General features: G+C 63.4%; 22 protein-coding genes. 7 read left to right on the top strand and 15 right to left on the bottom strand.

Annotation, left to right across the window (positions count from 1 at the left end; genetic code table 11):
- Window positions 1–44 precede the first annotated feature (44 nt).
- Window positions 45–1,100 (bottom strand): succinylglutamate desuccinylase/aspartoacylase family protein, encoded by a 1,056-nt coding sequence (locus ACSC1P_RS11550; protein ID WP_435360336.1) that lies wholly within the window; start codon window positions 1,098–1,100, stop codon window positions 45–47.
- Window positions 1,101–1,245: 145 nt separating this feature from the next.
- Between ACSC1P_RS11550 and ACSC1P_RS11545 the strand changes: the two genes are divergently transcribed.
- Both ACSC1P_RS11545 and ACSC1P_RS11540 read left to right on the top strand, forming a co-directional pair.
- Window positions 1,246–2,013, top strand: coding sequence for a GNAT family N-acetyltransferase (locus tag ACSC1P_RS11545; protein WP_435360335.1), 768 nt, complete (start codon window positions 1,246–1,248; stop codon window positions 2,011–2,013).
- Between the two features lie 68 nt (window positions 2,014–2,081).
- A complete protein-coding gene (locus ACSC1P_RS11540) occupies window positions 2,082–3,437 on the top strand; it encodes an ATP-grasp domain-containing protein (protein ID WP_435360334.1) in 1,356 nt (451 codons plus the stop codon).
- On the opposite strand, the gene ACSC1P_RS11535 is transcribed toward ACSC1P_RS11540, so the two are convergent.
- The 7 genes from ACSC1P_RS11535 to ACSC1P_RS11505 form a co-directional block, all read right to left on the bottom strand.
- The gene (locus tag ACSC1P_RS11535; protein ID WP_435360333.1) at window positions 3,438–4,025 is read right to left on the bottom strand and encodes a DUF7344 domain-containing protein; all 588 of its coding nucleotides are present in this window, start codon (window positions 4,023–4,025) and stop codon (window positions 3,438–3,440) included.
- 334 nt (window positions 4,026–4,359) lie between these two features.
- Complete coding sequence (locus ACSC1P_RS11530) at window positions 4,360–4,695, bottom strand: AzlD domain-containing protein (RefSeq protein WP_435360332.1); 336 nt, start codon at window positions 4,693–4,695, stop codon at window positions 4,360–4,362.
- On the bottom strand, window positions 4,692–5,441 hold the full coding sequence (locus tag ACSC1P_RS11525) for an AzlC family ABC transporter permease (protein ID WP_435360331.1): 750 nt from the start codon (window positions 5,439–5,441) through the stop codon (window positions 4,692–4,694). Before ACSC1P_RS11525 ends, ACSC1P_RS11530 begins: the two co-directional genes overlap by 4 nt.
- 146 nt (window positions 5,442–5,587) lie before the next feature.
- Window positions 5,588–6,157, bottom strand: a complete 570-nt coding sequence (locus ACSC1P_RS11520; protein WP_435360330.1) for a DNA-3-methyladenine glycosylase family protein — start codon at window positions 6,155–6,157, stop codon at window positions 5,588–5,590.
- A gap of 25 nt (window positions 6,158–6,182) precedes the next feature.
- Window positions 6,183–6,455 (bottom strand): DUF7513 family protein, encoded by a 273-nt coding sequence (locus ACSC1P_RS11515; RefSeq protein ID WP_435360329.1) that lies wholly within the window; start codon window positions 6,453–6,455, stop codon window positions 6,183–6,185.
- Window positions 6,452–7,996 (bottom strand): Na+/H+ antiporter NhaC family protein, encoded by a 1,545-nt coding sequence (locus ACSC1P_RS11510; protein ID WP_435360328.1) that lies wholly within the window; start codon window positions 7,994–7,996, stop codon window positions 6,452–6,454. Before ACSC1P_RS11510 ends, ACSC1P_RS11515 begins: the two co-directional genes overlap by 4 nt.
- Window positions 7,997–8,073: 77 nt before the next feature.
- Window positions 8,074–9,225 (bottom strand): acyl-CoA dehydrogenase family protein, encoded by a 1,152-nt coding sequence (locus ACSC1P_RS11505; protein ID WP_435360327.1) that lies wholly within the window; start codon window positions 9,223–9,225, stop codon window positions 8,074–8,076.
- A gap of 116 nt (window positions 9,226–9,341) precedes the next feature.
- Between ACSC1P_RS11505 and ACSC1P_RS11500 the strand changes: the two genes are divergently transcribed.
- The 3 genes from ACSC1P_RS11500 to ACSC1P_RS11490 all read left to right on the top strand — a co-directional run bounded on the left by ACSC1P_RS11500 (window position 9,342) and on the right by ACSC1P_RS11490 (window position 12,990).
- Window positions 9,342–11,315, top strand: coding sequence for a 3-hydroxyacyl-CoA dehydrogenase/enoyl-CoA hydratase family protein (locus tag ACSC1P_RS11500; RefSeq protein WP_435360326.1), 1,974 nt, complete (start codon window positions 9,342–9,344; stop codon window positions 11,313–11,315).
- A 148-nt stretch (window positions 11,316–11,463) separates the two neighbouring features.
- Window positions 11,464–12,192 (top strand): hypothetical protein, encoded by a 729-nt coding sequence (locus tag ACSC1P_RS11495; protein WP_435360325.1) that lies wholly within the window; start codon window positions 11,464–11,466, stop codon window positions 12,190–12,192.
- A 195-nt stretch (window positions 12,193–12,387) separates the two neighbouring features.
- Window positions 12,388–12,990, top strand: coding sequence for a HalX domain-containing protein (locus ACSC1P_RS11490; RefSeq protein ID WP_435360324.1), 603 nt, complete (start codon window positions 12,388–12,390; stop codon window positions 12,988–12,990).
- Here ACSC1P_RS11490 and ACSC1P_RS11485 read toward each other — a convergent pair.
- The 6 genes from ACSC1P_RS11485 to ACSC1P_RS11460 form a co-directional block, all read right to left on the bottom strand.
- Window positions 12,987–15,020 carry a PAS domain S-box protein gene (locus ACSC1P_RS11485; protein WP_435360323.1) on the bottom strand — a complete coding sequence of 678 codons (2,034 nt, stop codon included), beginning with the start codon at window positions 15,018–15,020 and terminating at the stop codon, window positions 12,987–12,989. The two genes, ACSC1P_RS11490 and ACSC1P_RS11485, sit on opposite strands and share 4 nt — an antisense overlap.
- 152 nt (window positions 15,021–15,172) lie before the next feature.
- Window positions 15,173–16,321 carry an acyl-CoA dehydrogenase family protein gene (locus ACSC1P_RS11480; protein ID WP_435360322.1) on the bottom strand — a complete coding sequence of 383 codons (1,149 nt, stop codon included), beginning with the start codon at window positions 16,319–16,321 and terminating at the stop codon, window positions 15,173–15,175.
- An 87-nt stretch (window positions 16,322–16,408) separates the two neighbouring features.
- Window positions 16,409–17,905 carry a hypothetical protein gene (locus tag ACSC1P_RS11475; RefSeq protein ID WP_435360321.1) on the bottom strand — a complete coding sequence of 499 codons (1,497 nt, stop codon included), beginning with the start codon at window positions 17,903–17,905 and terminating at the stop codon, window positions 16,409–16,411.
- Window positions 17,906–17,920: 15 nt separating this feature from the next.
- Window positions 17,921–19,003 carry a hypothetical protein gene (locus tag ACSC1P_RS11470; protein WP_435360320.1) on the bottom strand — a complete coding sequence of 361 codons (1,083 nt, stop codon included), beginning with the start codon at window positions 19,001–19,003 and terminating at the stop codon, window positions 17,921–17,923.
- A 30-nt stretch (window positions 19,004–19,033) separates the two neighbouring features.
- Window positions 19,034–19,459: a hypothetical protein gene (locus tag ACSC1P_RS11465; RefSeq protein ID WP_435360319.1), complete on the bottom strand. Its 426-nt coding sequence runs from the start codon at window positions 19,457–19,459 to the stop codon at window positions 19,034–19,036.
- A 114-nt stretch (window positions 19,460–19,573) separates the two neighbouring features.
- The gene (locus tag ACSC1P_RS11460; RefSeq protein ID WP_435360318.1) at window positions 19,574–21,253 is read right to left on the bottom strand and encodes a long-chain fatty acid--CoA ligase; all 1,680 of its coding nucleotides are present in this window, start codon (window positions 21,251–21,253) and stop codon (window positions 19,574–19,576) included.
- A 420-nt stretch (window positions 21,254–21,673) separates the two neighbouring features.
- Between ACSC1P_RS11460 and ACSC1P_RS11455 the strand changes: the two genes are divergently transcribed.
- Window positions 21,674–22,477 (top strand): creatininase family protein, encoded by an 804-nt coding sequence (locus ACSC1P_RS11455; RefSeq protein ID WP_435360317.1) that lies wholly within the window; start codon window positions 21,674–21,676, stop codon window positions 22,475–22,477.
- A 67-nt stretch (window positions 22,478–22,544) separates the two neighbouring features.
- Here ACSC1P_RS11455 and ACSC1P_RS11450 read toward each other — a convergent pair whose 3' ends face one another.
- The gene (locus ACSC1P_RS11450) at window positions 22,545–22,715 is read right to left on the bottom strand and encodes a hypothetical protein (RefSeq protein ID WP_435360316.1); all 171 of its coding nucleotides are present in this window, start codon (window positions 22,713–22,715) and stop codon (window positions 22,545–22,547) included.
- A 112-nt stretch (window positions 22,716–22,827) separates the two neighbouring features.
- Between ACSC1P_RS11450 and ACSC1P_RS11445 the strand changes: the two genes are divergently transcribed.
- Window positions 22,828–23,919 carry an aminopeptidase gene (locus tag ACSC1P_RS11445; RefSeq protein WP_435360315.1) on the top strand — a complete coding sequence of 364 codons (1,092 nt, stop codon included), beginning with the start codon at window positions 22,828–22,830 and terminating at the stop codon, window positions 23,917–23,919.
- The last annotated feature ends 136 nt before the right edge of the window (window positions 23,920–24,055 follow it).

The raw sequence follows: 24,055 nt of genomic DNA, 5'->3' as shown, positions 1-24,055 counted from the left end.
CCGGTATTTTCGGTCCTCGCCGACGACTTCAGTGACCGATTCTGTCAGGCCATCTCTGGCGGTGCGTCCGGCGGGGCGGACTGCTCACGTTCGACCGCACGGAGCGTCTTCCGGTCGAGTTCGACGAGGTGACAGAGCGGGTTGCCGGGGTAGACGACCGGGTTTTCGAGGACACCGACCATGACGCCAGTGAAGGGGGCGTAGATGGGCTCGTTGTCGGTCTTGAACGGGCTCGTGATAGTGCAGATGCGGTCACCCTCGTGGACGAGCGCCCCGCACTCGAAGTGCATGTCGACGATGCCACCCGCGTCGGCGCGGAGCCACGTCTTCTCGGAGTGCCCCTCGATGATGGTCCGCCAGCCGGGCCAGCGCACCGACTCCGCTTTGAGCATGCCGTACTCCGCGAGCACACTGCGAACGCCGTCGAGTGCGCGGTCGATGAGTTCGCGCTGGAAGCGATGGGCTTCGCCCATCTCGATAGTGATGGTCGGGCAGTCGACCTCGGTCGCTTCCCGCCGGAGCGTCCCATCTGGTCCGTCACTCCCGATGATGACGTTCGACGCGAACGCCCGAGCGAGGCGAGCCACGTCGTCGTCCGCCATGTCGGCCCGGACGTGGAGCATATTGGTTCGGCCGCGAGTCGACGTGTGAAGGTCGATACCGAGGTCACAGGGTTCGATGAAGTTCGTGAAGATGCGGTGGGCCATCCGCTTCGCACTCGTCGAATCCTCGCGGCCGGGGAACGACCGGTTCAGGTCGCGGTCGTAGATGGGCAGATAGCGCTGCTGGGCCAGAAAGCCGGGAACGTTGAGGACCGGGAGACAGACGAGACAACCGTGGAGTTCTTCGAGCGGCCACTCGTGGGCGACTTCGCGCACGACCTCGATACCGTTGAGTTCGTCGCCGTGGGCCGCAGCAGAGAGAAACACAGTCGGGCCCGGGTGTTCGCCGTTGATGATGGTGACCGGAATCCTGACCGGGTCACCGAGATACGTCTCGCTGATACCGTACCGTATGTTCGCTGATTCACCGGGGTCCACCTTCCCCCCGATGTAGGTGAACGACTCGTTTCCGTCGTTCGAATCCGCGTCGCTGCTCATACTCGTCTTCTGTCCCGGGGGTATAAAGCCGTGTGGCCCTCGGCGACTGTCGAAACAGGCGGCTACAACGGCAGACGATGGCCGTGGTCAGCCTATATCGCCGCTTGGCCAGAACGTTATATGATAGCACGTCGTACCGGCCGCTATGGAGATTCGCGAAGCCACAGACGCCGACTTCGAGTCGATTCGCGCCATCGCAGACAGTTCCCTCCACACCTCCTACGAGGATTTCCTCGACGCCGAGATTATCGACACGGCTGCCAGTGAGTGGTACGACGACGAGGCGCTCGAAGAGCAACTCGCCGACGACGGTGCGGTGTTACTCGTTGGGGTCGACGACGGCGACGATTCGGGCAATGTCATCGCGTTCTCGCAGGCACAGGTACAGGGTGAGACACCCGTCGAGGGCCGTATCACGTGGCTCCACGTCGATCCTGACGCTCGTGGGCGCGGTATCGGCGCACGACTGCTGGTCCGAACGCAAGAGGAGTTGCTGGACCGCGGTGCAGAGCAGTTGGCTGGTGTCGTCCTCGAAGGGAACGAACTCGGGAACGAGTTCTACGAGGCACACGGCTACGAACACGCGAGCGAACGGACGGTCGAAATCGGTGGCACGGAGATGCGCGAGAACGTCTTCATCCGGGCTGGCGAGGCAGACGAGACGAATTGGGAGACCCTCGACGAGTTCGACACCGAAGACGGAGCGGTGTACGTGAGCTACAGCGAGTCGAACCGCGGGTCGAACGGCCCGTTCTATCAGGCCTACGTCGACGAAGCCCGCGACCGAAAGTACGGCTGGTTCTGTGGCGCGTGTCAATCGTTCGAGACGGCGATGAGCAGTATGGGCGAAGTCATCTGCAACGAGTGCGAAAATCGCAGGAAGCCGACGCGGTGGGACGCCTCGTACCTGTAGCGTGTGGACCTCTGACAGTCGAAATCGTGACAAGCAACGTTTTTGCACCGCCCGTGAGTTGAGCGTATATGGATAATTCTGACAGCGTACGAGTAGGGGTACTCAGCCTTCACAACAGCAAGGAGTCGAAGGCAATCTGTAACGCGGTCGAAGAACTGGGCCACGAGCCAGAGTGGCTGCGTGAGGAGAACACCGTCGTGCGAGTCGGCGGCCCCGGCGTGACACTGGAACCGGACGTCGACGTCATCGCGAACCGGATGCTGCTCTCGAACACGGAACAGCCGTGTGAGGAACTCGGACTGGCGAACACGCTCAACAGCCTGCGACCGATGCTCAACGAGCCACACACGACGCTCCGAGCGACACACAAAATCGCGACTGCGGCGGCACTTTCTGACAACGGTATCCGTGTACCCGAGGCACTCCTCGCACTCAACGGCGACAAACTGAACGCGGCCCGCGGTGAGTTCGGCGAAGAAGCGGTCTACAAGACCGCTATCGGCACCCACGGCGGTGGCACGTGGAAGGTCGGCCCGGACGAGCGCGTCAACGCGAAGGTCGGCAACCGCTACGCGTTCCTCCAGAAGCTCATCGACCGTGACGGCGAGCGACACCGCGACCTGCGCGTCTACGTCGTCGGCGACGAAGTCGTCGGCGCGATGTACCGCTACGCGCCGGACACCGACTGGCGGACGAACGTCGCACTGGGCGGCGAGGTCGAGGATGCGACCGGCGAACTCCCCGAGAAGGTCCGTCGCATCGCCAAGAAGTCCACCGAAGTCGTCGGTCTCGACTACGCTGGTGTCGACATCGTCGAAGGTGACGAAGGCTGGTACGTCCTCGAAGTGAACCCGACCGCCGGCTTCAAAGGCCTGTACAAGGCGACCGGCCACTCGCCTGCACCGTACATCGCCAAACTCGCCATCGAGAAGGTCGGCGGGGAAGTCGACGACGAACGCGTTCGCGAACTCTCCGCGACGCTCGACGACTCGTGGCCCTCGTGCGCACCGCGCGAGACGCAACAGAAGCCCGACAAGCCGGTCATCGTCGGCTACACCGAGGAGGTCGTCGTCTCCGGGACCTCCGACTCGAAGACGGTCATCGCCAAGTCCGACACGGGCGCGACCCGGACCAGTATCGACACGGGTCTCGCGGCGGACATCGGTGCCGGTCCCATCAAGTCGGTCATGCGCGTCAAGTCAGGCAGCCTGAAGCAGGGCAAGTCCCGCCCGGTCGTCGACCTCGTGGTCGGTGTCGGGGGGAACCAGCACACGGTCACTGCCAGCGTCGAAGACCGGTCGCACATGGACTACCCCATCCTGCTCGGCCGCGACATTCTGACGAACTATCAGGTGGACGTCTCGAAGCGCGTCGACCGTGACGACGGCGACGAGCGCGAAGAAGAAGAAGAACTGATGGAGTAATCAGCTAGCTCGACCGTTCAAGTCGGCAGCTATCTCCTCGACGTTGTCGTGATTTTCTGAGTAGACCTGCGCTGCACCAGCCGTGGTGAGCGACGCGGCGAGGAGAGCGGAGAGCGCGAACCCACTGACGGGGAGCGCACCGACCGCCGCGAGAGCGGTCACGGCGAGCGCGCCGATGCCGATACAGACGTATCTGGACCCCCAGCAGGTCGGTGTCTCTGGTTCGTCGTCGGTGTCGAGGTAGACCTCTAACCCGTCACAGGCGTCTGTCAGTTGTATCGTTCCCTGTGCGGACTCGTATTCGACCAGGCCGGCATCGTCGAGCTTCGGTAGGTGTGTCTGGTGGAGGGCGATGTAGACACGCTTTCGCTCGTCGGAGGAGACGAGTTCGAGCGGCTGGTCGGTTTCCCACGCGGCGATCTGCCGTGAGATTTCTCGTTTCGTGGAGGCACCATCCTCGCAATCGAGGAGGTACTCCAGTGTCTGTCGTCGTCGTCGGTTCGAGAGGACCTCGAACAGTTCCTCTTTGGTCGGTCCTGTTTCGGTCGGCTTCGTCGTCGAAATCTGATTCACTTGTTTCGTTGCCATAGTTCCCATCCCCCTATGTTACGTGTGGGCGGACTTCATATGTCGAGTCGTGGCCATAACCCTTAATTCACTGGGTTGGAAACACTGGGTCTTCGTAGGTTCTCCGGTGATGTTCAATGGCACTGATAATAGTGCCCGTTACTCGAAAACATACGTTAGAGGCGCCCTGAGTAGTATTTTCTATTCTCGGAAACGTGAGTATATCGTGGCGGTATCCCGAGCAAAACCGAAGTAGTACCAGCGTACTCTGGTCTAGCCAAAAGACTACTCACAATATCGACTACTCTCGACCGGTGAGGATTCAGAACTGTCCGACTGCGTCGTGCAGCAAGCGTTAGAAGGCGGCACCGACGACCCACAGAGTCACCATCCCGACGCCGATGGTCGCCAAGACGTTCTCCGTCCGCCACGCGACGATGCCTGCGGCGACGGCTGCGACGACCTTCGTGAGTTCGTAGTCGAGACCGAACGAGGGGTCCATCGCGACGACGGACGGGACGACCAGTGCGGCCAGCACCGCGGCTGGGACGAATCGGAGGACAGTCTCGAGTCGCGGGGGCACGGCGTCGAGTCGTCCGAGCAGGAGAATGAACGAGAGGCGAATGGCGTACGTCCCGAGTCCCGCCAGGAGGATGACGAGCCAAACCGCCTGGTCGCTGTAGGTCGTCACTGGTGACCACCGCCGTCCCCGTGCGTGCCATCAGGGGACTCCGCAGCATCGGTCGACGTATCTGTAACGACAATCTCGAACGCCAACCCAGCGACGATGCCGACGACTGCCGCCGTCACCAGGCCGAGGTCGAACGGGAGCGCGGCAGCCGGAATCGCGACTGCGCCAGCGACGACGCCCGCGGTCCACGTTCCCCGGTCTTTGAGCGCCGGAAACAACAGGGCCATGAACGTCAATGGGACCGCGAATTCGAGCGACAGGCCTGCGGGGACACTGGCCCCGACGACGACACCGAGGATAGTCGACACCTGCCAGACGGCCCACAGCGTGAACCCGGAACCGAGGAAGTACCACTTCCGGCTTCGCTCTTCGGGAGTCGTCTCCTGAAACTCCGTCAGTGAAATCGCGTACGCTTGGTCGGTTAGCACGTACGCACAGAGCCACTTCCACCGTGCCGTGAACCGCTGGAAGTAGGGCGCGATGGACGCGCTGTACATCGTCACCCGGAGGTTGATGACGACGACCGTGAGGACGACGAAGGCCAACGGCGCGTTGTCGCCGAGCAGACCGATGGCCGCGAGTTGGGACGCGCCCGCGAAGATGAAGACGGACATCCCGACGGCGTGCAGTGGGTCCAGTCCGGCCTCGACCGCACTCACGCCAGCGATGAGCCCGAACGGAACGATACCGAGGAGGATTGGCGCGGTGGCGCGGACACCAGCGAGCACGTCCGCTCTGGCGCTCATCTGCGCTCGCCTCCATCCTCGTCGGGTGACACCGACTCGTCGCGGAGTTGCATGTATCGGTTCCTCGTGACGGGCCACAAAAGGTAGTGCGATTTCGCTGAAGTTGACTGGTGTGCCAGATGGGTCGCCTCGACCGGCGACTCCAGTCAGTCGACGACGCGCCAGAGATACAGACTCGCGTAACTGCGGTACGGTTCCCAGCGTTCGGCGATGTCGACCATCTCGGCGCGGCTACACTCCCCGAACAGTTGCTTCATCCCTTTGCGAATCCCGAGGTCTTCGACCGGGAAGACGTCCTCACGACCGAGCGAGAAGATGAGGAACATTTTCGCCGTCCAGTCACCGATACCCGTAATCTGGGTGAGTTCGTCGACGACTGCTTCGTCGTCCAGTTCGTGCAGATGCTCCGCCGACAGGCCATCGTCGAAGCGCTGGGCGACGTTCCTGACGTAGCGAACCTTCTGACTGGAGAGACCCACGTCGCGCAGACCGTCCTCGTCGGCGGCGAGCAAGGCCGTCGGTGTAATCTCGAAGTTCTCGAACAGTCGCTCGCGGATGGCCGCGGCCGACTGGACCGAGAGCTGCTGGTTCACGATGGCGACGACGAGTCGCTCGAACGGGTCCGGATGCGATTCGACGGTCAGTTCACCGTGTTCGTCGACGACCGGGCCGAGGTCGGGGTCCTCGCGGAGCTGGTCGTAGGGGGAAGCAGACACGCGAAAACGGACGCGCCGGTGGTGGTTAAATCCCGCGCCCGTCGACCACGTCGAGGAGTGTCGCTTCACCGACGTGGTGTTCCTCGTCGAAGGACTCGACGCGGACACGGACGCGCTCGTCGACGAGCGATTCTGGATTCTCGACACCGGTTATCCGTAGGTGTGAGTCGCCCACACGCGCGAGGGCGTCGCCGTCGTCGGTCCCGGTGACGAACACCGGAACCTCCGCACCTTTCTCGAACGTCGGCGTCGCCGACCGCAGGCCGAATCCGGCGAAGACCGAAGAGAGGAGGCTCATACGCGCGACACCTCCGAAGACTCGCGGTCGTGAACGTACTCACGGCCGTAGCCGGTCCACGCGGCGAAGACGAACACGCCCACGAGGAACCAGCCGTGGAAGACGTACGGCCAGACGGAGACTGGGTTCACGACCATCGCCTGGGTGAACCAGGGCGTCTGTGAGGATTCGACGAGGCTGGTCATCGCCCCGTAGCCGGCGAGCAGACCACCGCCCCACGGGAAGATGTAGCCGAGCGCCGAGGTGTTCGCGTCGAGGATGTTCGCCCGGCGGTAGCCGTTCAGGTTGAACCGGCCGCCGACCTTGGCGATGTACGGCGCGATGGCGATTTCGGCCGCGGTGTTGATGGTGATCATCCCGTTGACGAGCGCGGTGCCCATCACCATCGTGACCTCGGCACGGCGAACCGTCGTGGCCACCTTGTCGAGCAGGAAGTCCTGAATCGCGGCGAAACCGCCGCCGCGAATCATCACCTCGGCCGCGGCGACGATGAGCAGCGTCAGGACGATGAGCGGGAAGAAGCCAACCGCACCGTCGTAGAGGGCACCGCCGACGGCGACGGGGTTCTCTTCGGTCGCTAGCTGGACGATAGGGAGCCACGTCAGTTCGGAGGCGAGACTCGTTTGTTCGGGCGCGTAGAACACGAGGATGTCCGACACCGTCGAGAGGCCGAGCGCGAGGTTGGCCACGATGGCCGTCAGGAGGCCCCACGAAACCGCCTCGATGATGTGGCGACCCTTGATGGCCGTCACGATGACCACACCCATCGAGACGAGGTGAACGAGACCGAGGGGGTTCGCCTCGTCGGCGAGACTCGTTCCCGTCGCGGACACGTCGATACCAGACATCTGCATGCCGGCGATGATGTAGGCGACGAAAGCGAGAGCAGCCGCGACGAAGGCATACTTCAGCCGCGAGGAGACGACGCCACCGATATCGGCGTCCTGCGTCACCGCACTCACGATGGTCGTGTCGGAGACGGGAGCGAGGTTATCGCCGAAGACTGCACCCGAGAGGATAGCCGCGAACAACAGCGTCGGGTTCGCACCGAGCAGGATGCCGGCCGGGAAGACGACCGTCGTAAACGTGATGGCCGTCCCGTAGCCGGTCCCGATACCGGTCGCGAGCAGTGCCGCGAGGACGAAGGTGACTGCCGGAAGCAGGGCACCGCCGACACCAGCCACGTCCGCAGCCCAGACGAGGCCGTTCACGAACTGGCCGGCGCGGAGGACGTTGGCGAACATGCCCGCCCACAGCCACGCGACGACCGCCGTCGCGGCGACACGCTTGGTCATCCCGTCGAAAATCGCGTCTGCGTAGTCTTTCCACGGACCCTTCACGAGGAATAGCCCCGCGACGAGTCCGGCGAGCATACCGACGACGAGCCCACTCGTGTCTCCGACGCCGAGGACGCCGCTCTGGAAGATAGCCCAGGCGACGAAGATAGCCAGTGGGACGGTACTGGCGATACGGCCCCCTCTGAACGTGAGAGACGGCGTATTCGACTCCGTCTCCTCGTCGAATGATTCGAACTCTGCCATTACGACTGGCCACGAGAGCCAGGCCTAAAAAAGCCCCACCGACCCCAAAGAAGCCTGAACTGTCCGTTTCGGGAGAGTTAGAAGCCCTTCCCGAGCAGTTCGCGCGCGATGATGTTCTTCTGAATCTCGGTCGTGCCCTCGTAGATCTGCGTGATCTTCGAGTCGCGGTAGAAGCGCTCGACCGGGAAGTCGTTCACGTAGCCCGCGCCACCGTGAATCTGGACGGCTTCGTTGGCCACGTCGACGGCGACGTTGGAGGCGAACTCCTTCGCCATGGAGGCGAGCATCGTGATGTCGTTGCCCTCGTCGACGTTCCAGGCGGACTTGTACGTCAGGTTACGCGCTGCCTCGGTCTTCGTGTGCATCTCGGCCAGTTTGTGCTGGATGGCCTGGAAGTCCGAGATGGGGCGGTCGAACTGCTCGCGCTCCTGTGCGTACTCGAGCGCGGCCTCGGAAGCACCCTTCGCGATACCGACGCCCTGCGCGGCGACGGCGGTACGCGTCTGGTCGAAGAAGTTCATCTGCTGGAGGAAGCCCATCCCACGGGTGCCGACGAGGTTCTCCTCGGGCACGCGCACGTCGTCGAGGATGAGTTCGGCCGTGTCGGACGCGCGGATACCGAGTTTCCCCGTGATCTTGTCGGCCTTGAAGCCGTCGCGGTCGGACTCGACGATGATCTGGCTGAAGCCGTTGTAGCGGCCCTCTGCCTCGGGGTCCGTCTTACAGAGCATGACGAAGAAGTCGCCGACGGTCCCGTTCGTGATCCACATCTTGTTCCCGTTGATGACCCACTCGTCGCCGTCCTTCTCGGCCGTGGTCGAGACGGACGCGACGTCGGAGCCGGTGTCGGGCTCGGAGATTGCCGCCCCGGAAATCTTCTCGCCGAGCGCGACGGGTTCGAGGAACTGCTCTTTCTGCTCCTCACTGCCGAACTCCATGATTGCCTCACAGCCGAACGAGGAGGCGACGATGGACAGCGCGATGCCGGGGTCTGCGGCGAACAGTTCCTCGACGATGATGGTCGTGTCGAGGATGGAGTAGCCCGCGCCACCGTAGTCCATCGGGATGTACGGTCCGGTCAGGCCCATCTCGGCGGCCTGCTCGACGATGTCGAAGGGGAACTTCTCTTCGACGTCGTACTCTTCCGCGTTCGGGATAATCTCGTTCTCGGCGAAACGCCGAACCTCGTCTCGAATCTGTTTCTGCTCGTCTGAGAGCGCGAAGTCCATGAGCAACTATTAACCAATTCAGGGTTAAAAATCTATGTAACCCGAAATAAACCGAATTGTCGTTTTGTGTTTTGACAGGGGAAACCTTGAAACCGTTGCCAGTTGTCGGTCCGAACATGGAGTTGGACGAAGTCAACACTATCACAGTTCTTGGTGCAGGGAACATGGGACACGGCATCGCGGAGGTCGCCGCGATGGCCGGCTACGACGTGAACCTGCGCGACATCAACGACGAACTCGTACAGGACGGGTACGAGAAGATCGAGTGGAGCCTGAACAAACTCGCGGAGAAAGAAGCCATCACACAGGAGGACGCCGACGCCGCGTTCGACCGCATCACACCCATCGTCGACCTCGAAGAAGCCGTCGAGAGCACGGACTTCGTCGTCGAAGCCATCGTCGAGCGGATGGACATCAAGAAAGACGTCTGGGGTGACGTGGACGAGTACGCACCCGAGGACGCCGTCTTCGCCACCAACACTTCCAGTCTCTCCATCTCGGAAATCGCGACTGCGACCGACCGAGAGGACCAGTTCTGCGGGATGCACTTCTTCAACCCGCCGGTGCGCATGGACCTCGTCGAGGTCATCTCCGGCGCGAACACGAGCGAGGAGACCATGGACCTCACGGCGGACCTCGCCGAAGCGATGGGCAAGACGCCCGTCCGCGTCCGCAAGGACGTCCCCGGCTTCATCGTCAACCGCATCCTCGTTCCCCTGATGAACGAGGCCGCGTGGCTCGTCCACGACGGGACGGCGACGATGGAAGAGGTCGACTCCACGACGAAGTTCGACCTCGGCCTGCCGATGGGTAGCTTCGAACTCGCTGACTACGTCGGCATCGACGTGGGCTACCACGTCCTCGACTACATGCACGAGGCACTCGGCGACCGGTACGAGCCGTGCCCGCTCATGGTCGAGAAGGTCGAAGCCGAAGAGTTCGGCCAGAAGTCCGGCAAGGGCTTCTACGACTACGAGGGCGACGGCGCGGACGTCCCGATGGACGAGACCGACGACGAAGTCAAAGAGCGCCTGCTCGCAGTCCTCGCCAACGAGGTCTCCTACCTCATCGGTGACGACGTGGCCTCCGCGTCGGAAATCGACACCGCGGTCAAACTCGGCGGTCGCTGGCCCAAGGGCCCCGCGAAGATCACCGACGAGTACGGTCTGGACAAACTCTACAGCGCACTCACCTCGGCCTACGAAGAGACCGAACACCCGCGCTACGAGCCGTTCGACGCCTTCGAGTCGTTCGTCGACGAAGGCTTCTACGGTGACGCCGGCGGCGAGGAGGAGGGTACGGTCGACTTCGACACCCTCGAACTCCACTACCCCGGCGACAAGGTCGGCCACATCGAACTGAGCCGACCGCAGCAGATGAACAGCATCTCGCTGGAACTCATCGAGGAACTCGACGCCGCACTCGACATCCTCGAAGACGACGACGAGGTTCGCGGCATCCTCCTCAGCGGCGCGGGCGACAAGGCGTTCTCCGCCGGTGCCGACTTCATGAGCATCGCGGGCGGCGGCGCGGACCCGCTCGGCGCGGTCGAACTCTCGAAGTTCGGGCAGGAGACCTTCGGTCGCCTGCAGGACACCGAGATGCCCGTCGTCGCGGCTATCGACGGCTACTGTCTCGGCGGCGGCATGGAACTGGCGACCTGCGCCGACATGCGCATCGCGACGACGCGCTCGAACTTCGGTCAGCCCGAGTTCAAGCTCGGCCTGCTCCCCGGCTGGGGCGGCACGCAGCGCCTCCAGCGCATCGTCGGCATGGGTCGCGCGAAGGAGATCATCTTCACGTGTGACCACTTCGACGCCGAGACGATGGCCGACTTCGGCTTCGTGAACGAGGTCGTCGAACCGGGCGACTTCGAGGACGCAGCACACGAACTCGCAGCGAAGTTGGCAGGCGGCCCGCCGATCGCCATGCGCTACACGAAGCGCGCCATGGAACAGGGCTGGGACGACACCGACGCCGGGCTCGAAATCGAGTCCATGGGCTTCGGTCACGTCGTCGGCACCGACGACGTGCACGAGGGCATCAACGCCTTCTTCGGTGACGACGACCCCGAGTTCGAAGGCAAGTAACGACACCGACGCCGGTTTTCGACTCGATTTTTTCGACGCGGCGTGCTGCCACAGGTTCAGCGATTCGGCAGTGAGCAGCCCATCTTCCACTGGCTCGCCTACATTGTTAGGATATCGAGCCTTTTCACTGTACACGAACCGTGACAGTATGGAACTCATCGACGTCATCGACCACGTCCACCGTGGCCAGCGGACGCTCACGCTGTGCAACGTCGACCCCGAGTCACAGTTCGTGGCCGACGTTGCGGCACTCTTCGCCGACCGGGACCTCACCGTGCGGGTCGACCGGCCGGCTGGCGATGCACCTGTGTTTGCGACACTCACTGGCCCAGACGAGTTCCACACCGTTCTCACGGCAGACGAACTGCACGACCTACTCGACGAACCACAGCCGACCGCCGACGGGCTTTCCGTCACTGGCGGTTCGCTGGACGGCCTCCTGTCTCGACTCGACCGAACGACCGTCACCGACGCAGACGTCGACAACCTCGTCGCCATGAGCCGCGAAATCGCCGACCGGGCGTTCCGCGTCGGCGACGGCTCGATTCACGTCGGCGCGCGTGCACTCGTCGACAGTCAGGACCAGCGAGAAGTGTACGAGTGTCTCGCCGACCGTGGGCTCGACGTTCACGTGTACGCGCAGCCCGGCCGCCTCCCGACGATAAATGGCGTCATCGCGCACACGCGAGACAGGGCAGAGCTGGCCGACACGTGGTTCGTCGTCTTCGACGGCGGGAGTGGTGAGGAGATGGCGTGTGGGCTCCTCGCGGAATCCACCGACGACGACACCTTCGCCGGCAGTTGGACGTACGACGACGAAGTGGTCTCACACCTCACCGACTACCTGCGAGTCCAGTACGAGCCGACAGACCGCTGAGGAGTCTTCGCCAGTTCTGACCGGAAACAGACCACACCCTCGCCGCGAATCGGCCGGGTTTCCGGACTTCTCGACTCGACAGGACTGGTCAGAGACGGTAAAACCGAGCGACGGAGTTGTTATACAGACACATATATATCAGAAGGAAGAGTTGTGGGCGCGGCATTTAAGAACCCTAGACACCATTGACCTGACGTGGCAGAAAACGACGGTCAAGAGGCTAGTGAGACAGACGGCCTCGAGGTGCTCGTCGTCGACGACGAGTCCCGGCTGGCGGACCTATTCGCCGCCTGGCTGACGACCCGATACAACGTCGAGGCGGCGTACGACGGCGAGTCTGCACTGCAGTTGATGGAAGACTCCGTCGAAATCGTCCTCCTCGACAGACGGATGCCCGGCCTCTCCGGTGACGAGGTCTTAGAGCGCATCCGTGCTGAGGGCTACGACTGCCGGGTCGTGATGGTCACGGCAGTCGACCCCGACTTCGACATCATCGAGATGGGCTTCGACGACTACCTCGTCAAGCCGGTCTCGAAGGACGAACTACTCGATGTCGTCGAGCGGGTGACCTCGCGGACCGATTACGAGAGTGACATTCAGGAGTACTACGCACTCGTCTCGAAGAAATCGCTGCTCGAATCCGAGAAGTCCGAGCGCGAACTCGAAGACAACGACGAGTACCTCCAACTGTGTAACCGTGTCGACGAACTCAAGTCGAAAGTCGACGACGCGGTCTCCGGAATGCAAGACCACGACGATTTCGTCGGTGCGTTTCAGGACCTCCCGGGCGGTAGTTAGGCCGACTGTACCTGCGTAAACTCGAATCGCGCACCGCCTTCGGCACTCTCGACAACTCGTGTCGTCCAGCCGTGAGCACTCGCTACTTCTCGAACGACCCACAGTCCGATACCGAGACCTTCGTCCGACGTGGTGAACTCGGAGTTGAACGCGTTTTCGCGGACCTCTTTCGGCATGCCGACGCCGTCGTCCGCGACGTAGAACCCGTCCGGGGTCGGTGGTTCGGGGTCGGGCGTAGCCGACTCTTCGGGGAACTCGAACTCGCTCGCATCGTCGAGCAGTGATGGGCCGTCGGCCGGGTCGAGGGTGGCCGGTTCGAGCAGTCCGATTTCGACGGTCACCGTCTCGCCGCCGTGTTCGATAGCGTTTCTGAAGAGGTTCTCGAAGGCCCGGAGCAGGCGCGAGTGGTCGGCTTCGATGGTGAACGTATCGGTCACGGTGAGCGTCGCCGACTTCGTGTCGACGTTCCCCCACGCCTGTTCGAGAAGCGACCGGAGGTCGGTCGGTTCGGTCTCGGTGACGGTCTGGCCCTGTCGGGCGAGCGCCAGCACGTCGCCGACGATGTCTTCCATGCGGTCGAGCCCCGCTTCGACGTGGCCGAGGTACTCACTGAGTGAGTCGTCGGCCTGCTCTTTCACGAGGTCGAGATAGCCCTGCGAGACGCCGAGTGGGTTGCGCAGGTCGTGACTGACGATGCTGGCGAAGGCGTCGAGGCGTTCGTTCTGGCGCTGAAGTTCTTGCTCGCGCTTTTTCCGCTCGGTGATATCCCGAACGACCCCGACCGTTCCGGTAAACTCCTCGTCGAAGGGGAGCAGTGCGACCTGTACCTCGCCGGGGAACGAGCGACCGTCTTTCGGCTGGACGGTCACCTCGTGCGTCTCGCCGTCCATCGAGCCAGCCTTGACCATCTGTTCGATAGCCGACCGCCCGGTCCGCACGGACTCCTCGTCGAGGACGATGGAGATGTGTTCGCCGAGCAGTCCCTCGCGGGAGTAGCCAGTCATCGCCATCATGGCGTTGTTTACGGTCATGAAGTGGCCGCCGGCGTCGAGCGCGTACATGCCGTCGCCGACCGTCTCGACGAGACGCTCGTACCGTCTGAGGACACGCTCTTGCTGGTCGATGCGACCACGGATGGCGATAGTGTCGAGGACGTGCGAGACGCTCTCACCGATTTCCCGAATCGCGCTCACCTCCATCTCGCTGAACCCATCGGAGTCACGCGAGTAGAGACCCATCACCCCGTGGAGGTCGTCGACCGCGAGCGGGACGATGGCGACCGCGTTACAGCCACGTTCGGTCGCAGCCTTGCGCCACGGGACGGCGGCCGGATGACTGGCGATGTCGTCGACGAACTGTGGTTCACGCGTCGCGAGTGTGCGCTCGATGACGGACTGACTGCCGCCGCGTCTGACCGGGAAGGTCATGCTGACCGGCCAGTCGTCCGTCGCGCTCGCGGACACCCACGGGACGACCTGACCCTCACCGCGGTCGTACTCGCCGATCCAGGCGAACGTGTAGCGGCCGCCGAGGGTGAGTTGGTCGCAGACTGCTTCTTCGATGTCCATCGGCGAGGAAGCGTCGACCAGCGACCGCTTCACGTCGCGGACGATGTCTTCCGGGCGGTTCCCGCCGGGCGGTCCGGCCCCGCCGGGTTGTCTGACGACCGCGTTGGCCACCCACCCGGCGAAGGCGTCGTCCGAACCTGGCGAACCGATGCCGTCGAGGAAGTCGACGACCTCCATGATGGCCGTCCCATCGCCACGCTCGGTCTGATACTCGGAGAGGACGAGCAGGGGCAGGTTCGGGTGTCGTTCCCGGGTCGCCTGCAAGACGGCGGGAGCGGCCGCGATGGTCTCTGCGTCGCTGACGATGCAGCCGAGGTCTCCGTCGTCGAGGTGGTCGATGACGCCGTCGAAGCCGGCCGCCGTGTAGACGGTCAGGTTCGGGTGTGACCACTCGAGCGGCGCGGCGAGTCGCTCACGCAGCGCTGCGTCGTTGCTGATGACGAGGACGCTACGCTGGGTCATGCTGTGACCCGTGCCCCCGAACAGACTGGCGAATCTGGCGACGAAACCCTCGCGTACATCTGCGCTGTTATCGCAACTGTTGGCGAGTTCGAATAAAGACGCTTGTGGTTACCGTGTGGTGCGGTACCGTGGCCGTAGTCGCGGTTCCGACCTCAGGCCTGCCGGTAGATGAGATTGCGCTGGATGGCGTTCGCGCCCTCGTAGATGACCGGGATGCGCACGTCGCGGTACACCCTGGCGATGCGTCGTTCGTCGAGGACGGACCGGCCGCCGTGGAGTTGCATCCCCTTCTCGGCGTTGTGGGTCGCTACCTCGGTCGCCTTCGTCTTCGCCATCGCCGCCCAGTAGCCCGAGTTCTGGCCGGCGGCGACCTTCTCACAGGCACGCCACGTCAGCGCGCGGGCGGACTCGAACTCCAGAATCATGTCGGCGAGGTCGTGCTGCACGGACTGGAAGTCGGCCACCTTTCGCCCGAACTCTTCGCGGTCGTGGACGAACTCCCACGCCTCTTCGATGGCGGCGGCGGCCAGTCCGAGGCCGTGGCCGGCGACGACGACCCGACCGTGGTTGAAGAACTCCGCGAGCATCATGAAGCCGTTGCCCTCGAAGCCGACGAGGTTCTCTTCCGGAACGCGGCAGTCGTCGAACGTGATGTGGGCCTGCTTCGACGCCCGGAAGCCCATCTTCTCGGGGATGTGTTCGGCCTCGTAGCCGTCCGTGTCGGTGGGGACGATGAAGATGGAGTGGTTGCCGTACTTGTTGTCCTCGTTGTCGCCGGTCCGGGCGTAGACGGTCACCCAATCGGCCTCGACGCCGTTGCCGATCCAATACTTCTCCCCATTGAGAACGTACTCGTCGCCGTCTTTCTCTGCGGTCGTCTTCATGCCGGCGAGGTCGCTCCCCGTCTCGGGTTCCGAGACTGCGAGGCCGGAGATCTGCTCGCCCTCGGCGACGGGCCGGAGGAATTTCTCTTTCTGTTCTTCGTTGCCGTACTCGTAGGTCATCTCGCAGCCGAAGCTGGCGAGTTGGAGGGTGAGCGCGATGCCGGCGTCGGCGCGATAGAACTCCTCGGTGATGGCGAGCATCTGCGGGAGGGACAGCTCACGACCACCGTATTCCTCGGGGATGTCCTGTGCGACGAGGTTCGCTTCCTGCCCGGCTTTCAGAATCTCCGTCGGATACTCGCCAGACTTGTAGTACTCCTGCGCGTTCGGTTCGATGTACTCGGCTGCGAACTCTCGTGCTTCCTGTTTGACCGCTCGGGCTTCCTCGGGGACCACGGTCTCTTCCAGCAGTTCCATGAGGGCGCTTCGCACGGCGGCCTCAAATACGGTTGGGCAGCGGAAAACTGTGAACTAATTCTGTAGTTTATTTTTCGGGTGACCGTGTCACGCCGGGCGATAGAGTCGGTAGGACTCACCCAGATACCCGAACGAGATACCCGTCTGGTCGGTGGCGAGACCGAGGACCATGGTGGACCCGACGAGAAGCTGGAACCTGTCGCCGGTGGTCTGGAGGTCGACGCGCGACAGCGAATCGCTCTCGGAGAGGTACGACAGCGTGTTCCGGAGGATGGGGAACTGCATCACCTGTTCTGTCAGGAGCGTAGTAGCTGATGGGCGCGACCGGCGTTCGACGGCCACCGTCACGTTCCCGCCGTCCTCCGTCGCCACCGAGAGCGTCTCCCCGGACCGAGTCGTGTCCGTCACGCCGATGGGAGTCAGGTCGGGTGCGTCGCCGACGAGTTGGACCATCGCAGCCATGGCGACTCGCTGGCTGGTGCCGTCGCGTGGGGTGGGGTCGAGTCGGGACCGCTCTACGGCGTACCGACCCGGCCCGAGGCCACCGACCGTCTTGAGCGACGTCTCCGAGGCGGCGCTCGACCCGTTGGAAAGCTGGACCTGCATCGTATCCGTTTCGCCCGGTCTGAGCAGTGCTTCCCCGTCAAGTGTCCCGTACGGTCCGATGTACTTCCACATCTCTTCGTGGCGTTTGTAGAGGTGCCACTCCCCGGGAGTGAAGGTCAGCGCGGCGGTCCCGTAGTTACACAGCGTCAGCGAGAGGGGCCGGTCCTGCAAGCCCAGCTGTTCGGTGCCGGGCCGGAGGTAGACCGACGAATCACCCGCTGTCGCTTCGTGGTACCAGAAGGAGCCGGTCGCCTCACCCGGCAAGGGAGGGACTGAAGCCCCTTCGAACTGCGACGTCCCGGGTTGGTTATCCTGCGGATTGAACGCGGAAATCGTCAGTTGCCAGCCAGCGGCGGCCTCGACGGTGTACTGGCCGACCGGCAGACAGACCGTCTGGTCGTTCGGCGTGACGAGCGCGTATCGGTGAGTGACACTCTTGCCGGGCGGGAGCGATATCGACTGCGTCTCGTCGTCGCGGTCGACGATGCGAAACCGCGGTTCCCAGCAGTCGTTCCAGTACCGGACAGCCTTCGTCGGTTCAGCGTCGGTGACCGGGGCGAGGATGAGCCGATTGTCGGTCGCTTCGTCGGTCGCGACGTACCGAGAGAGGGGCGGTGTTCCCCCGAAGGTGAACTCGGTTTCGGTGTCACTGGTGTTCGTGTGCGTGATTCGGAGTGTCGCCGGGTGGTCAGGCGTCGCGGTGTTCGTAAAGCCCGCAGTGACCGAGACGTCGTCGTCGACCTGCAACGGGTCGAGTGCGGCGAGTACTCGCTGTGGCTTCTCGGTACGGGTCCAGGGCTGTGGTGTCTCACCAGGGTCGGTGACGACTGGTCGTGTCGTCGTCGTCGATTCAGACGGTGTCGTCTCGACGCCCAGGTTCGGCCGCGTCGTGCTGCTGTCACCCGAGAGGGCGTTGCAGCCAGCGAGTCCGACGAGCGCCGAGGTGGAGAGCGTGGAGAGCAGGGTTCGGCGGCGCATAGTCCTACCAGAGTGTTAGTCGAAATAAAAGTTCGCAGGGTTCGGTTTCGGCGTCGACGCCCGGTAGGTCTCGCCGTCGAACGAGAACGACCCGGGAGTGGCGGCGTCCCAGTCGAGCGATTCGAGGGTCGTATCGACCGCACGGAGACTGGTCGTCAATTCGACACGAGTGCGGTCCACGTCGGCTCGCAGGTACGGGAGCGTGTTCTGCAGCCCACGGACCCGCCCGACCTGTTCCAGGATGAGTCGGGGGGCATCCACGTCACCGTCTTCACGACTCAGAACGAGCGTGGCTGGCCGGTCCGCGTCGGCTGCCAGTTCGGACCGGACACGGAGCGTCCCGTCCGCCTCGTCGGTCACGACGGCTGAATCGCCCGGCGCGAGCGTCGACAGGTGTTCGCCACCCCCGACGACGGAGATGGTCATCGCGTAGTTCTGCTGAGCCGACAAGTCGTACCAGCGAATCGCGTAGAGACCGTTCCTGAGGAATGGAACGAAGACGGTCTCACCGCCCGGAGTGGTCGTCAGTGGTGACTTGACCGCGAGCGCGCCCATGACGGATTCGCCCGGTCGAACTCGCCGCATCAACGCGTGCTGTGAGGGAACGTCGACACCGATGTCCATGCCGTTGTACCCGGGCGAACCGAGCGACACCCACCGTTCCTGTTCGCGCTTGAACACGGTCGGCCCGACGAGCGAGACGCTCTCGCCGCGATAGTTTCGCAGCATCGCGTAGACACTCTCCGGTAACTCGAGAACGTCGTCCCCGTCTGGTTCGACGAACATCGTCGCGTCCTCCGTTCGCGCGTCGTGGAACCAGTGCGTCGTTCCACCGGGAAGCGCGGGAAGGTCTGTCGGCGACAGCGTCGACTCCGCCGGTTTCTCGGCACTCGTCGGCCACACGGACAGTTCGAGTCCGATATCTATCTCTCCGATGCTGGTCCACCAGAGATGGAATCCTGTCGGGATGGTTCCGTCGTGGTCGGCCGACACGAGCAGGTCGAACGTCTGGCCGTAGGTCTCTCCGGGTTCGAGCGTCACTGCCGCAGACGAGAGCGACGTTGGGACTTCCCCCGCGGCCCGCCAATAGCCATCCATCGGTGTCTCCGGTCGCACCTCGTCGAAGTCCTATTGCTCGCGGGGGACCAGCAAGATGCTCGCCGTCCTCGCGAACGTGTCTGGTGTAGGTGTTTCGAGGGGAGCGACCGATTCGAGTTCGAGCGACTTCGTCCGGTCACTCGTGTTCTCGACGCCGACCCACACACCTGCTGGACTGTCCGCAGTCGGTGCGTCTGTGATACCTGCTCGATACCGCATCCAGGAGTCGTCCAGTCGAGACTCGTTACGAAACGAGACGGCGGCGATGGTTCGGTCCGCGATGTCCGACCTGACGAGCCGCGAGAGGTCTGCCGGTGGGTCACCGGCTTTGGCGACCATCGGTGGGACGTCGGTCGGTTGCACGCCGAACGGTTCGCGTGTCTGTCTGTCGGTGACTGCTCCGCAGCCAGCGAGGCCGACGGACGCGAGCGTAGTGAGGAGGGCACGGCGGCGCATGGTGTTACCACTGCACAGGACTGGATAAAGCTTGCTGGCCGATTGACACCATCGAAACCGAAAAATCTCGTGCAGCCCCGGAACGCGGGGCCGGTTCTCAGTCGGTCCGTCGAGTCAGTCGTCGTTCTGGTCCGGCGCGGCCTCTTCGGGTGCCTTGCCGTCGACGAGACTCGATTCGTCGCCGTACTGGTCACGAAGCACTTTCTTGTCGAACTTGCCTGTCGCCGTCTTGGGGACCTCGTCGATGTACACCACGTCGTCCGGGACCCACCACTTCGGGTACTCCGACTTGATGGCGTCGAGCAGGTCCGCCTGCAGACTGTCTCTGTCGGCGTCTGCGGTCGGGACGACGAACGCGACGGGCCGTTCCTGCCAGCGCTCGTGCGGGATGCCGATGACGGTCGCCTCGGCGACGGCGTCGTTGGCCATCAGCGCGTTCTCCAGTTCCACACTCGAAATCCACTCGCCACCGGATTTGATGACGTCTTTCGCGCGGTCGACGATCTGGATGTAGCCCTCTTCGTCCACGTTCACGACGTCGCCGGTCTTGAGCCACTTGCCGGCCGGGTCGTCGACGAAGTCCTCTTCGTTCGCGTCGGGACGCTCGAAGTACTCGGTCGTGACCCACGGGCCGCGAACCCACAGTTCGCCGAAGTCGTCGCCGTTCTGCGGGACCTCTTCGCCTTCCTCGTCGACGACCTTCATCTCCAGACCGGGGACGAGCAGTCCCTGTTTGGCCTGCTTCTCGTAGCGCTTCTCCGCGGGCCAGTCCTCCATGTGGGGTTTGAGGTGCGCGACGGTACCGATTGGGGCCATCTCGGTCATGCCCCACGCGTGCAACACCTGCACGTCGTACTGCTTGTCGAAGGTCTCGATGACGGACTTCGGGGCCGCGGAGCCGCCGATGATGATGCGCTCCAGCGACGAGAGGTCGACCTCGTTCTCTCTGGCGTATTCGAGCAGACCGAGCCATACCGTCGGCACACCTGCTGTCAGTGTCACGCCCTCTTCCTCGATGAGTTTCGCGAGGTCGGCCGGGTCCGGTGCGGGACCGGGATAGACGTGTTTTGCCCCGGCGGCGGTCGTCGAGAACGGCATCCCCCACGCGTTGACGTGGAACATCGGGACGACCGGCATCACGACTTCGTCGGCGTCGATACCGATACCGGAGTCGGGCAGCGTCGCCATCGTGTGCGCCCACATCATCTGCTGGGTGTACTCGACACCCTTCGGGTTCCCCGTGGTCCCCGAGGTGTAACACATCCCTGCGGCCGCGTCCTCGTCGACGGTCGGCCAGTCGTAGTCCGTGTCCTCGGACTCGATGAACGACTCGTAGTCTGTGACGGGTTCGAGCGAGGTCTCGGGTACCTCACTCCCCATGATGACGAACTGCTCGACGCCGTCGAAGGCGTCGGACTGGGCTGGGCCTTCGAGTTTCGGCGCGAGCGACGCGTCGACGAAGATGACGCGGTCGTCCGCGTTCTCGACGATGTACTCGATGTGGTGGTCCGGGAGGAGGGGGTTGATGGTGTGCATCTGCGCCCCCATGTTCGGGACGCCGAAGTACACCTCGAAGTGGCGGTGGTGGTTCCAGCAGAACGTTCCCACACGGTCGCCCTCGTCGACGCCAGCCGCGGACAGGGCACCCGCCAGTTGGGCCACCCGTTCGGCGTACTCTTCGTAATCGTACCGAACCATGCCCTCGTGTGTCCGAGAGACGATTTCACGGTCTCCGAACAGGTTGGCTGCGCGCGTCATGAACGGCCGAAGCGTCTGATTGCTACCACCTGGCATGACCTGAGATTAGGAGTGGACTGTCTTGATAGTTGCTGACAAAGCACGCTTGGTGGGGTTTCTCGACTTCATCAGGAGTCCGCCACGGCGAGTCGGCCCAGCGATTGTGTCTCGACTCGCTGGAACACGGTGGGCGATGGTTTCTGAACGACCGGTCTGGCGCGCGCTGTGCTGGCCACCGAACACAGTGAGGTGGTCAGCACGAAGTCGCGCGAGGGATGAGCAGCGCGAACGAAGTGAGCGGTGCGAATCGGATGGGGAGGTAGTGGCGGCGGTCATGTACACCAGCGTTCGTGAACTGCGACTCGACGCAGACAGAGACGACCACACTCCGACCAGAAGTAGCAGCGATTCGTATAAACTGACGACCAACTAGCCGCTGCCCGAATCGTTACGTCGCCACCACTCGCAGACACGCCCATGTACCTCGCAGACCAGACGTGGCCGGACCTCGGAGACTACGTCGCCGAAGAGTCGCTGGCCGTCGTCCCGCTCGGGTCGACCGAACAGCACGGGCCACACCTGCCCGAGAGCACCGACCACATGATTGCTGAGGCACTCGCCCGCGAGGCGACAGACAGAACTGGCTACCTCTGCACGCCGACCATCCCCATCGGCGTCAGCACGCACCACATGCAGTTCCACGGGACGATGTCCGTCGACCCGCCGGCGTTCCGCGACTACGTCGAGAGTTTCTCGCGCAACCTCACGAAACACGGCATCGACCGCATCCTCTACGTGAACGCCCACGGCGGGAACATGCAACACCTCCGCGAGGTCGGCCGTCGCCTCCGCGAGGACCGCGCCGCCTACGCCGTTGAGTGGATGTGGGACGAGTCGATTCCCGAACTCGTCGACGACCTGTTCGAGCACAACGGGCCACACGGCGGGCCGAAGGAGACGGCGATGATGCTCCACATCGACCCGGAGAACGTTCACGAGGACAAACTGGAGGAGGCCCGAGACGGCGGTCGGGTCCACCTCGAAGACGGGACGCCGACGGTCCACGGGGCGCGCAACTACTACGACGCCATCGACAACTCGCCAAACGGGGTCTTTGGCGACCAGACCGACGCGACGCCGGAGACGGGCGAACAGTTGTTCGAGGCCGCCACGGAGCAACTCGTCGCGCTGCTTTCGTGGCTCGACGAACAGCCGTTCGACGACCTCATGGCGAAACCGCACGTCGACCCGCAGCCGGGCAGTCGACGGTCGTCGCAGTGAAGACACGCCTCGTCTCGTCGGTCACTCAGAAAGGGTAGAAGCCGACGGTAAACCGTCCGTATGCGGGCTACGCTTCGGCTGCCTTCGTCTCGGCATCGTCGTCTTCGGACGTGAAGAAGACGAACAGCGCGGCGAACACGACGGCTTCGAGGACGCCGACGAAGACGGCCGCGAGTGGGAACAGGAAATAGGCGAGCAGCCCCCACGAGATGGAGGCCTCCTCGGGTTTGGAAGGCATCGTCAGATATGTTCAACCAAACGGACTTATACGTTTCGAGGACACGAATCGGGAGTCACTGAACCCATTTCGTTTCGAAACGATAATGGTCGCGGTTCTGGCACTGTGTGTCATGGACGAACGTGTTCGACGACACGCGGAGATTCTCGTAGCGGACTGTGCCGACATCCAGCAGGGAGACAACGTCATCGTTCGGGGTCCGAAGGAGGCGGAAGACCTCGCCGTCGCCATCGCCGAACTGCTCGGTGAAAAGGGTGCGAATCCGTCGACAGCCCTCACGAACTCTCGCGTTCACCGCGCGTACATGATGGCGGCAGATCCCGACGACTTCAGCACGCCGGACCACACCCTCGCGATGGCCGAAGCGACAGACGCGTTCATCTCTATCAAGGGGTCTGACAACATGTACGAGACGAGCGACGTGCCGCCGGAGAAGACGCAGGCTCGCGCCCAGCACATGAAGCAGATTCAGGAGGCGTACATGGACTCGAAGTGGGTCGTCACGCAGTACCCGTCGCCGGGCGACGCGCAGAAGGCCGAGATGAGCACGCCCGCGTACGAGGATTTCGTCTGGGGTGCCATCAACAAGGACTGGGACGAACAGCGCGAGTTCCAGGAGCAGATGGTCGACATCATGACCGGCGCCGACGAGGTCCACATCGTCTCCGGCGAGACGACGGACATCACGATGTCCATCACGGGGAACAAGACCATCAACGACACCGCCCAGAACAACATGCCCGGCGGCGAAGTGTTCACCGCGCCGATTCCCGATTCCGTCGAGGGCGAGGTCCTGTTCGACAAGCCCCTGATGGCACAGGGTCGCGAAGTGACCGGCGTCTACCTCCGCTTCGAAGAGGGCGAGGTCGTCGAGCACTCGGCCGAGAAGAACGAGGACGCACTCACCGCCGTCCTCAACACCGACGAGGGCGCGCGTCGCCTCGGCGAACTGGGCATCGGGATGAACCGCGATATCGACACGTTCACCTACAACATGCTCTTCGACGAGAAGATGGGCGACACGGTCCACATGGCGACCGGCCGCGCCTACGAAGAGAACATCGGCGAGGGCAACGAGCGCAACGATTCGGTCACCCATCAGGACATGATCGTCGACATGAGCGAGGATTCGTACATCGAAGTCGACGGCGAGGTCGTCCAGCGCAACGGGACGTTCAAGTTCGAAGACGGGTTCGAGGAGTAGCGAGGCGCGCACAGCGCGCCTCGTAATTGCGAGCGGCGTAGCCGCGAGCAGTAGGGAGATTCGGAGCGAGCGCTGCGAGTGAGAATCTCAGTTACCGAACGGAAAGCGTAGCGACCCGTGAGGAAAGGCGAGAACT

This window comes from Haloarchaeobius caseinilyticus (genome assembly GCF_051207395.1).
Taxonomy (GTDB): Archaea; Halobacteriota; Halobacteria; order Halobacteriales; family Natrialbaceae; genus Haloarchaeobius.
This window is presented reverse-complemented; position numbering and strand designations above follow the sequence as displayed.